General features: G+C 40.8%; 8 protein-coding genes. 1 reads left to right on the forward strand and 7 read right to left on the reverse strand.

The features are described 5' to 3' along the window. Window positions 1-89 precede the first annotated feature (89 nt). Both O1449_RS11390 and O1449_RS11395 read right to left on the reverse strand, forming a co-directional pair. Window positions 90-653 (reverse strand): phosphatase PAP2 family protein, encoded by a 564-nt coding sequence (locus O1449_RS11390; protein ID WP_269238370.1) that lies wholly within the window; start codon window positions 651-653, stop codon window positions 90-92. 111 nt (window positions 654-764) lie between these two features. Next, window positions 765-1,829, reverse strand: a complete 1,065-nt coding sequence (locus O1449_RS11395; protein ID WP_269238371.1) for an AraC family transcriptional regulator — start codon at window positions 1,827-1,829, stop codon at window positions 765-767. A 128-nt stretch (window positions 1,830-1,957) separates the two neighbouring features. Here O1449_RS11395 and O1449_RS11400 point away from each other — a divergent pair, with 128 nt between their 5' ends. Beyond that, complete coding sequence (locus tag O1449_RS11400; RefSeq protein ID WP_269238372.1) at window positions 1,958-3,418, forward strand: coniferyl aldehyde dehydrogenase; 1,461 nt, start codon at window positions 1,958-1,960, stop codon at window positions 3,416-3,418. Between the two features lie 54 nt (window positions 3,419-3,472). Here the strand turns inward: O1449_RS11400 and O1449_RS11405 are convergent, their stop codons facing one another. The 5 genes from O1449_RS11405 to kdpA are packed head-to-tail and all read right to left on the reverse strand — an operon-like array spanning window position 3,473 to window position 11,221. Next, window positions 3,473-4,177, reverse strand: a complete 705-nt coding sequence (locus O1449_RS11405) for a response regulator (protein ID WP_269238373.1) — start codon at window positions 4,175-4,177, stop codon at window positions 3,473-3,475. 11 nt (window positions 4,178-4,188) lie between these two features. Next, on the reverse strand, window positions 4,189-6,837 hold the full coding sequence (locus O1449_RS11410; protein WP_269238374.1) for a sensor histidine kinase: 2,649 nt from the start codon (window positions 6,835-6,837) through the stop codon (window positions 4,189-4,191). Window positions 6,838-6,849: 12 nt separating this feature from the next. Continuing rightward, window positions 6,850-7,485, reverse strand: coding sequence for a potassium-transporting ATPase subunit KdpC (gene kdpC, locus O1449_RS11415; protein ID WP_269238375.1), 636 nt, complete (start codon window positions 7,483-7,485; stop codon window positions 6,850-6,852). A 9-nt stretch (window positions 7,486-7,494) separates the two neighbouring features. Then, window positions 7,495-9,507 carry a potassium-transporting ATPase subunit KdpB gene (gene kdpB / locus O1449_RS11420; protein WP_269238376.1) on the reverse strand — a complete coding sequence of 671 codons (2,013 nt, stop codon included), beginning with the start codon at window positions 9,505-9,507 and terminating at the stop codon, window positions 7,495-7,497. Between the two features lie 16 nt (window positions 9,508-9,523). Next, the gene (kdpA, locus tag O1449_RS11425) at window positions 9,524-11,221 is read right to left on the reverse strand and encodes a potassium-transporting ATPase subunit KdpA (RefSeq protein WP_269238377.1); all 1,698 of its coding nucleotides are present in this window, start codon (window positions 11,219-11,221) and stop codon (window positions 9,524-9,526) included. Window positions 11,222-11,471 lie beyond the last annotated feature (250 nt).

Here is an 11,471-nt window from a genome sequence, read left to right on the forward strand (position 1 = left end):
CTTATAAATATGTAACGTTAAGATAATATAAACTTATCTAAGCTCAGTATAAATTTAACGTAAAATTCAAATAACCGTTTAGCATTTTGTTAAGCATCATAAGCACTGACCGATGTAATTTTACGAATTCTAACAGTCAAATCTTTCACGATATAATTGACAGATACAACCAACATCAAACCAATAATAAAAGATCCAATGATATCAAATGGAAAATGAACCCCAACATAAATCCTTGATAAACCAACGACCATACCGACAAAAATACCAAATACACCAATCTTCTTAAAGCCTGCTAACCAATATGAAAAAGCAATGATCGCAATGGTTAAGGTATGCTGACTGGGAAATGATGAACTTGGACCATGCCCAATAAGTTGATGACCTAATCCTATTTCAAACGGACGAGGATGATGGTACAGAATTTCAGCTAAGTCACTCAGGATCAAAGAAAGCAGTACAATTAAAAGTGTTTTAGCGAATAAATAGTTATAGATTTTCCATTGGTAAACCAATAAGAATAAAAGAAAACATATAAAAACTGTATTTAAGTCATGTGCTGTAAATATAGCAACTCTATCCACAATCGGATTCTGAGTCGCAAATGAGTTTATGCAATCAAACAAATAGATGTTTAAGCTTTCAAATATCATTGCATATTTATCTTTTTAGATTCGCTCACCGCAATATATAAGCGAATCATGAAAGAATGATTAAATCTCTATCAAAATTAATTTTAAATAATGCCTAGCTCTTGCATTTCACTAAGCAAACTTTTTACGATATTGATTAGGTGAAATTCCCGTCCAGTGACAATACGCTTTCCTAAAGTTTGAAGTATCTGAAAAACCAAGTCTTTCAGCAATTTCATCCATACTCAGTGTTGTCGCAGCTAGATATTCATCGGCAAGACGTGTTCTCGTGCTATCCAAAATCTCTTGGTAAGTCACGTTCAGATCGGCTAAACGGCGATATAAAGTTCTTTTAGATAAATGTAATTGATCTGCCATCTGTTGAGCAGTTGGAAAATTCCCAACGCTATCCAAGAAAATAAGACGAATCGTTTTGATCAGTTCAGATTCTTCATCATTTTCATTTCCCAACATCCGCTCACAAAAAGACTGGCACATATCCGCAGTAATCGGATTTGCATTTGGACAAGGCGCATCTAACCATGCTAAATCGAAATGCCATTGCATCACCTCTGCATCGAATTCCACAACACAACCAAACACTTTTTGGTATTCATCTGCATATTCAGGGGCAGGATAAGGCAGTAATAACCTTTTAGCTTGAAATGGCGCTTCAAGTACGCACTGAATTAAGGTCTGCATTGAACTAAACCAGAACTCGCAAATTAATGGCAATAAATGTCCTAAAGCAATAATTTCCTTAGCTTCAAAAATTGCAGCATCATTTTGTATATAAAATGATTTTTGTAATACTGGACTGGCTAATTTGATATGACGAATGCCAAGTTCGACGGCTTGTTGAAAGTTACGAGAGGAGTACAGTGCATAACCATACACCCCGAAATCTGATAATTTTTGTTTTTGCCCTGCCCTAAGCCCGATCAATGGATCTTTAGACAAAGATTGGATATTTTGAAATAGCTTCAACTTTTGATATTGAGATATTGTTGTGGTCGCACTTGTCAGCGCATCATGCGCAATACCCGTACCGTCCAACATCTGAGCGATGGAATATCCTTGTTTTTGCATTTCATCATACAAACTGCTTAAACCAAGTATAGGCGTGCCTTGACCGAATAGCGTATGATCATAACGAGCTTCAATATAAATATTTTGCTCAATATTCTGTTTAGGCATTTTTACGTTATCCATTGGGTCAGTAGATAATGGCACTAAATTACTTTTTGTTGTCTCAATTTAACATCGACTAAAAATTCAATCAATCATAAAGTCTATTTCTACCAATAAGCATGGAAGGAGCAACAATGACACTTTCTCATTCGCAGGAATTTAGCGACTCGTCAACTAAACATATGCACTTGGTATTCGCCCAACAACGTGCTGCTTTTGATGCGAATCCTTATCCTGATCTCGATGCTCGACGTACAAAATTATTCAAACTTAAAAAACAAATTATTCGTTATCAAGACGTCATTGCAACTGCTATCAATAGCGATTTTAGTTCTCGATCGCTAGATGAATCAAAGCTATTGGATTTATTAGGCTCTGTTTTGGAAGCAGAACATGCCATTCGACATTTACGTAAATGGATGCGACCGAGTAAACGAAGTACTGAATTACTGTTTTTATCAAACCGTCTGGCTGTCCAATATCAACCGAAAGGTGTGGTCGGTGTGATTGTGCCGTGGAACTTCCCCGTTTATTTGGCGCTTGGTCCATTGGTTGCGGCAATCGCTGCGGGCAATCGAGTCATGATTAAACTGCCGGAAATTACGCCTGCCACTAATGCAGTACTGAGACGTATGCTGGCTGAAGTTTTTACTGAAGATGAAGTTTGTATTTTCGGGGAAGAAATTCTTAATCCTGCACAATTCACATCACTCCCTTTTAACCATATTGTGTTTACAGGTTCACCTGCAATTGGTCGAGTGGTGATGCGTGCAGCAGCAGAAAACCTAACACCTGTCACATTAGAATTAGGCGGTAAATCCCCTGCGCTTGTCAGTCGAAATTATCCCTTAGCCGATGCAGCTAAACGTATATTGCATGGTAAGGCAACCAACTGTGGGCAAATCTGCGTTGCACCTGACTATGCGCTTGTGCCGAAAGAGCAAGTGAATCAGTTTGCAGAAGAATGCAAAAAGAATTTTACGGCGATGTATGGCAGTAACATCTGCAATAATTCTAACTATACATCTATCGTCAATGATCGCCATTTCAAACGTTTATTAGAAATCCTAGACGATGCCAAAGCCAAAGGCGCTCAAATTATTGCCTGTGCCGAATATGATCGTGACAAAGATGCGCGTCGTATGCCTGTACATATTGTACTGAATTGCACACCCGATATGCGCATTCTCAAAGAAGAGCTGTTTGGCCCAGTATTGCCTGTAGTTGCTTACGATAGCCTTGATGACGCGATCGCCTATATCAAAGCAGGTGAACGACCTTTAGCACTCTATTGTTTCACCCATGATTCAACTGAACGTGACTACATTTTAAAACAAACTCATTCAGGTGGTGTCACGATTAATGATTGGGGTTGGCATGTGGTCAACCATGATGCACCATTTGGTGGTATTGGTAACTCTGGTATGGGAACTTATCACGGTGAGGAAGGCTTCCGTGAGCTATCACATGCGAAAACAGTTTTTGCTCGTCATCGCTTCTTCCCAACGCAATTATTCTATCCACCTTATGGCACTTGGGTGCAAAAACTTGCTTTAAGTTTCTTCTTGAAAAAAGGCGACCCAAACTTAAAATAAACGGTTTATTCGTCAAAAAAGAGAGTTTTGCAAACTCTCTTTTTTATTTTCAATTTAGGATTGTCCTTGGAAACGTAACCCCACGCCTGCAATGGTAAAAATATATTTTGGAGTAACCGCAGAATCTCCAATTTTGCTGCGGAGTTTTTTCACCAAGATTCGAAGATAATGGGTATCTTCTTCATGGCTAATACCCCATAACTCGGCCATAATTTGTTTTTGCGTAATAATCTTACCTTCATGACGAATCAATAGTGCTAACAGTTGAAATTCTTTTTTTGTGAGAACAATTTCTTCATTCGCGAATCTCACCACATGTTTAGCAACGTCCACAGATAATTGACCATCATCAAATACAATGTTCTGTTCAGACTGTTGTGGTTTATTGCGAAACATTACCCGAATACGGGCACATAATTCCTGAATGCTAAACGGTTTAGTGACATAGTCGTTTGCACCTGCATCGAGCAATTTAATTTTTTGATTTTCATCAGGACGGGCAGATAACACGATCACAGGAATATCTGACCATTGCCTCATCTCGGTCAATACTTCCTGTCCTTCCATATCTGGCAAACCCAAATCTAAAATCAGCAAATCCGCACCTCGTGTTGCCAAAATTTCTAAGCCTTTCATGCCATTTTCAGCAACATGCACCTGATAACCTTGCGCACGTAAAGCAATGTCTAAAAATTTTCGAATTTGAGGTTCATCATCAATAATTAAAATTGAAGCATTCGGATGGGTTGTTTGCGGCATAAATAATAATTTTAATCCTGATGTAACGGTAATCGTATGCGAATTAAGGTGCCTTGACCATCTGTTCCAGCAAAAGCTTCAATACTGCCCATATGTGCGCCAATAATGGCTTTGACAATCGCCAACCCTAAACCTGTTCCTGTTTTACCGCGATCGCCACGCTGCATGGTATAGAACATATCAAAAATTTGTTCACGTTCATCTTCAGGAATGCCGATCCCCTGATCGATAATGTCAATTTGCAGAAATTGTTGCTCTTGCTGAATTTTTATTTCAATCGGAACATTCTCTGGTGAGAACTTGGCTGCATTTTCCAAGACATTAAAAATGGCTTGTTCAATTAAAGCAGGATGCACATACAATTGCGGAAGTTCTTCCGCCAAAGCAACCTCGATTTTTACATCAGGCTGATAGCGTTTAAGCCGTTGCGTTGCCGAGCCAATCAGTTCATCCACACCGATCCAAGCACGACTTAAAGTCAAACCCTGATGACCTAATCGAGTCATATCCAACAGGTTTTGAATATAACGATCCAGTCGTTCCCCTTCAATGTGAATAGTGTCTAATAATTCATACCGATCGCTTTCAGGCATCTGTTCACCATAATATTTGAGCGTATCTGCTGAACCAATCATGGCTGCTAAGGGTGAACGTAAATCATGCGAGACCGAAGAAAGCAAAGCTGAACGTAGCTTTTCCGTTTCAGCCACTACTCTAGAATTTTCTAACTGTAACGAGAGTTGCACCCGAGCAACAGTTTGCGCAATATCTTCAATCATCAACTCAGTTAAACGTTGCAATTCAAAACTGATGGTTTGAGCATTTTGATGAAAGCGAATTGCAATCACGCCATATTCTTTCACCAAATTTAACGGAATAAACCACCAATCAGAATTGGTCAACGTATTGGTAAAACGTCCACAGGGTTTCGCATTCTTCTGCGTCCAATCTGCGGCAATTTGATCTTTTTCATTTAAGACAGATGGATCACCTAAAGACTGATTTTCAACTTTTAACCAGACCGTGGCATTTAATGAGGTTTCTAAATGTTGTTTAGCTAGGCTTAACACCTGTTCAATATCTACACAGGTCGATAGCTTGCGCTCTAATTCCTGTAACTGTAACGACACTGAATTTGCAGCACGTAGGCTAAGCACCTGAGCGCGTAATTGGTTGGCTAAACGCCCGACCAATAAAGCTGAGACAATGAACGTGATAATGGTAATCACCCCACGTTCAGCACTAATCATAAAGGTAAAGCGAGGCTCGATAAAAAAGTAGTTATAGAGTAAAAAACAGACGAATACGCTGATAATTGTAATCAACATGCGGGCACGTATCGCAACCAATAATACAGTCACAATAAAAATCAAAGCTAAATCACTATACCCAATAAAATGATCACTGATTGCTGCCACAATCAATCCTAGCAATACAATGATAATACTTTCAAACACTTCACGTTGATTAAATGCTAAACCTTGTTCCAACCAAGATGAATGCGCCACATCTTTCTGCAAATGCTTTTCATTATTTTTGGCTTTTAAAGGCTGAACAAAGGTGATTTCAAAGGGATGCTGTTTCTCTAACAGTTGATCGGCAATATGATCTGAAAATAGGCGCTGCCATAACGATTTTTGAGGGCTTTTACCAAGTAAAATATTCGATGCACCATAATCATAAGCCGCTTGTAAAATAGTCGATGCAATATGATTACTATAGAGTAAATAAGTGTCTGCACCGAGCTTACGCGCTAGATTAAAGGCTTTAGTCACTGCAAAAGCTTGGGTCGTTTCAACCTTACTTTTTTGAATCGAAATGACGCTCCACGTTGCATTGCGCCTTTCCGCAATCCGATGGGCACGGCGTACCAAATCTTCAGAGAATTCAGAACCATCTATCGCCAACATCACATGATTTTGAATCGGAATAATCTGCCCTTGCGCAACAAATTTTTCTCGATAATCAATATCGACCTGCCCTGCAACAGTTTGAATTGCCAGATCACGTAAAGCTGTCAAATTCGCAGCTTTAAAAAAACCTTGTAATGCATGGGGTGCAACATCGGCGAAATAAATCTTGCCATGATTCATCCGTTCTAATAGTTCGGGAACAGGTAAATCAACCAGTCGAATATCTTTCAAACGTTTAAGTAGTGCATCGGGGACAGTTTCAGTGACCCGAATCCCCGTAATTTGAAAAACCACATCATTCAGACTTTCCAAATGCTGAATATTTAAGGTGCTATAGACATCAATACCTGCATCCAACAACTCATTGACATCTTGCCAACGATATTCATGCCGACTATTGGGTACATTACGATGGGCCAATTCATCAACAAGCACAATTTGAGGCTTTAATTTAAGAATTTGGTCGAGATCCATCTCATCCAACATTCGCCCCTGATATTCCACAGACTTTCTTGGAATAACATTCAGCCCTTGAATCAAAGCTTCGGTGTCAGATCGACCGTGGGTTTCTACGACCCCGACCACCACATGCTGCCCTTGCTGCATCAGTTCATGCGCTCGGGTCAGCATGGCATAGGTTTTCCCCACCCCAGGTGCTGCACCCAAGAAAATGGTCAAACGTCCAGATTGTTCACGTTGACTATGTGCCAACCATGCATCTGCTTTGTTATTACGGTCGATCTGCATAATTACGCTCTATCAACGTATGGTCGATGACAATTGATCTAAGGCTAAATTTAGCTGTAGCACATTGACCCGCGCTTGCCCATAGACGCCGAATTGTGCAGGCTGAATTTGTTGTTGTACCAAATCACGCACTCGCTGCTCAGATAAATGACGTTGCTGTGCCACGCGTTTCACCTGTAATAAAGCACTTTCAGGTGAAATATCTGGGTCGATTCCGCTTCCTGATGCCGTCACCATCTCATTCGGCACGTGTTGCTCAGTAATATGATTATTCTGGGCAAATTGCACTGTTCGCTCTTTAATTTGTTTTTGTAAATCAAGATTAGAGATTGCTAAATTACTGCCTGCCATGCCATCGACATTGTAACTTACCGCACTTGGTCGTCCATGAAAATATTGTTCACTAACAAAGTTTTGTCCTACCAAGCTTGAACCCACAATTCTGTCATCAAGTTTGATTAAACTGCCATTGGCCTGCTCAGGGAAAAGCAACTGAGCTACAGAGACACTAGCCGTAGCGTACAACATGCCTGCAATGAAAAAACCAACCAAGATCAAACCCAGACTCGGACGTAGGACTGAATGTCCTTGACTAGATAATGCCAAGTCCTGTTGATTCAATTGTTCATGACTCAATAAAGTATTCATTTCCAACTCCTAAATCCACAAGGACACAACAAGATCAATCAGCTTGATCACAATAAACGGAAAGATCACCCCACCTACACCGTAAATCAGCATATTACGGCGTAACAATTGCAGCGCACTGGCAGGTTTGAATTGAACGCCTTTGAGTGCCAATGGAATCAACATTGGAATAATCAAGGCATTAAAGATCAAAGCGGAAATCACCGCACTACTTGGACTACTAAGCTGTAAAACATTCAGTACCCCTAGTTGTGGAATCGCCACGGCAAACAAGGCTGGTAAGATCACAAAATATTTAGATACGTCATTTGCCAAAGAAAAAGTGGTTAATGCTCCACGAGTAATCAATTGCTGCTTGCCAATTTCGACCACATCCAGCAATTTGGTCGGATCGGAATCCAAGTCCACCATATTGCCTGCTTCTTTGGCAGCCTGAGTACCTGAATTCATGGCTAAACCAATATCTGCCTGCGCCAAGGCTGGTGCATCATTGGTACCATCACCCACCATTGCGACCAATTTCCCTGCTGCTTGCTCATTACGAATACACGCCAATTTGTCCTCAGGTCTCGCTTCTGCAATATAGTCATCCACCCCTGCTTCAGCCGCAATCGCAGCCGCGGTTAATGGATTGTCTCCTGTGACCATAATGGTTTTGATGCCCATCTCACGTAACAGTGCAAAGCGCTCTTTAATGCCTTGTTTAATCACATCTGAAAGTTCAATCACGCCTAAAATATTATGATTCGAAGCCACCACAAGCGGTGTCGCACCTTTAGAAGCCACTTGCTCTACACGAGTTTTCAGTTCAATATTGTCTTTGATTTCTTGATGGGTAAAGTTAAGAATCGCGTCCACAGCACCTTTACGAATCTTTTGCCCTGTCGCTAAGTCCACACCCGATAAACGAGTTGATGCACTAAACTGAATGAACTCGGCATCTTTTGGCTCTTGAACGCTTTCGCCTAGTTCCTTACCTAAAGCCACCACCGACTTCCCTTCAGGGGTTGGGTCAGCAAAAGAAGTGAGCATTGCCGCTTGGCGTAACTCACTTGGTGTCACACCAGCCAATGGATAGAAAGCAGTGGCTTGACGGTCGCCATAGGTGATCGTGCCAGTTTTATCCAACAACAACACATCAATATCACCCGCAACTTCAACCGCTTTCCCTGATTTTGCTAAGACATTGGCTTTTAAAGCACGGTTCATCCCTGCGATACCGATTGCAGGCAGCAAGCCTCCGATTGTAGTTGGAATCAAACAGACCAACAGTGCAATTAGCAAGACCATACTAATTTTGATCCCGACCATTGAGCCAATCACAGGTAAAGTCAACACAACCACAATAAAGGTGATGGTCATAATATTGAGCAAAATACTCAATGCGATCTCATTTGGTGTCTTTTGACGGTTGGCACCTTCCACCAAGGCAATCATACGGTCTAAAAAGCTATGCCCTGCCTCATTACTAACTCGAATAATAATTTCATCTGACAAGACTTTAGTTCCGCCAATCACGCCTGAACGATCGGTATTGGCTTCACGCAGTACGGGCGCAGATTCACCTGTAACGGCTGATTCATTGATGGTCGCAAAACCCTGAATAATTTCCCCATCCGCAGGAACAATTTCACCTGCTTTAACAATGACAAGATCATCCTTTTTCAGTAAATTTGCAGAAATCACTGTAGGTACGGCATTTAAATCGAGAATACGATTTGCAGTTAAATTTTCACGCGCCTGACGTAATGATGCTGCTTGTCCCCGACCTTTGGCTTCTGCAACCGCTTCGGCATAATTGGCGAATAAGACCGTGACCAATAGAATCAAGCTTAGGACTAAACCAAAACCTAAGCTGTTACTCCCCATCAAAGTGGCAACAAGGGTTAAAACTGTTCCTACCCACACACAGGCCATCACTGGATTTTTAAATGCGTGTTGAGGCAGCAATTTATGGAAAGTTTGCTGAATAATTTCTTTATTCAAGATATCCATCTGTTGTGTCGCATTTGAATGTTTCATTGTGCTTGCTCCACGCTTAAACTTTTATCGATAAATAGTCAGCAATTGGCCCAATCACCAACACTGGCATGAATTGCAATAAGGTGAGAATCAACACGATCCCGATTAAGGTCAGTGCAAATGTCGGTGACTCAATATGTAAAGAACCTTTGCTTTCGGCTGCTTGCGGTTTGGTTGCTAAACTGACTGCAATTAAGACTGGAATGATCAACACGCTATAACGCCCTGCCAATAAAGCGACACTGGCACTCAGATTCCACCATACAATGTTATCGCCTAAGCCTTCAAAACCCGAACCATTATTGGCGTAGGCAGAGACATACTCATAAAACACTTGGCTAATACCATGAAACGCTGGATTTGAAGTCCCTGTCATGGATGGAAAGGCAATGGCGATGGCCGTCAAACCCAGAATCACCACAGGTTGTAATAAAATCACCAGTGCCAATAACTTAATTTCAGTCACTTCAACTTTTCGGCCAAACAGTTCAGGGGTACGTCCTGTCATCAAACCTGCAATAAATACCGCCAGAAATAGATAAATAAAGAACTGTAATAGACCGCAACCAATCCCGCCCCAAATGGCATTGATCAGCATATTGCACAGTTCAACCAATCCCGTCAGTGGTGAAGCCGAATCATGCATCATATTCACAGAGCCGTTATTCACTTGTGTAGTCAAACTCCCCCATAGTGCGGATGCCTCAGCACCGAAACGCATTTCCTTCCCTTCCATCAAAGCAGTATTTGGAGTGAGCGAAGATTTTTCAGCCCACAGGGTCAATAGCGTTGAAGAAAGTGACATCAACAACATGCTGCCAAAAATCATCCACATCAGTTTTTTGCGTTGAATAAAACGCCCAACCATAAATACGGCTGACAATGGGATCAGTAAGATCGCGATCATCTCAATCACATTGGAGAATGGTGTTGGATTTTCTAAAGGCACAGTACTGTTTGGTCCATACCAGCCACCGCCATTACTGCCCAGCTGTTTAATCGCCACCATCGGTGCAACAGGACCGAGCGGAATATGCTGAGTTTTGACTTCTGTGCTTTGCTCTAAAATTTGCGCTGTTGGCCCAGCAGATAAGGTTGCTGGCACACCTTGAAAGGTCAGTAGCAAAGAAAAAATAAATCCTAGAGGAATGAAGAATCGAAATAAGGGACGGATGATATCCATCCAATAATTGCCCAGATTAATACGATTCCATTTGTTTTGTTCTGAGTCTTCTGCTTGAGCGGATTGTAAAAATAATGCTCTTAACATTGCGACTAATAAGGCAAGTCCCATAAGTGGCGACAAATATTGCAATCCAACAATCACGGTCATTTGCGATAGATAAGAGAGTTGAGACTGCCCCGAGTAATGCTGCTGGTTGGTATTGGTCAAAAATGAAATGGTGGTATGTAAAGCCAAATCCCAATTCATATTCGGGATATGATCAGGATTCAATGGTAGCCATGCCTGTGTCATTAAAATAGTGACACTTGCAGCAAGCAATAAAATATTGCTCAGAACAAAAGCACCCAAATATTGTCGCCAGTTCATCCCACTGCGCTTGACGCCCAGTAGCGCATAAATCGGTTGCTCAATCCTTTTAAACAAAGCGTCACTTTTCATTGGTTTGGCTTGCATTACATCCGCAAGATAGTGTCCGAGCGGATAAGCCAACAACAATGAAAAGACAAATACAGAAATAAATTCCCACATAGCAAATGCCATTTAAAATAGGTCATCATTAGTATGGAAATTGAGGGCGTAAATTCTCTATATTGAAAAAACCACTGGACGTAAATTTTGCGTAAAATTATTCTTAAATTCTGCTCAGTATTGTCAAAAAGTGCTTTAAAGAAAAATTATGGAGAAAAATTTCTCAATTTTTACAAAAAACCTTTGACCTTATAAAGTTTTTTTTTTGAAAAAATGCAAAAAAACAATACGCTAATTTTTAGTTAATAAT

Origin of the sequence: Acinetobacter sp. TR3 (assembly GCF_027105055.1) — a bacterium.
In the GTDB taxonomy this organism is placed as follows: Bacteria; Pseudomonadota; Gammaproteobacteria; order Pseudomonadales; family Moraxellaceae; genus Acinetobacter.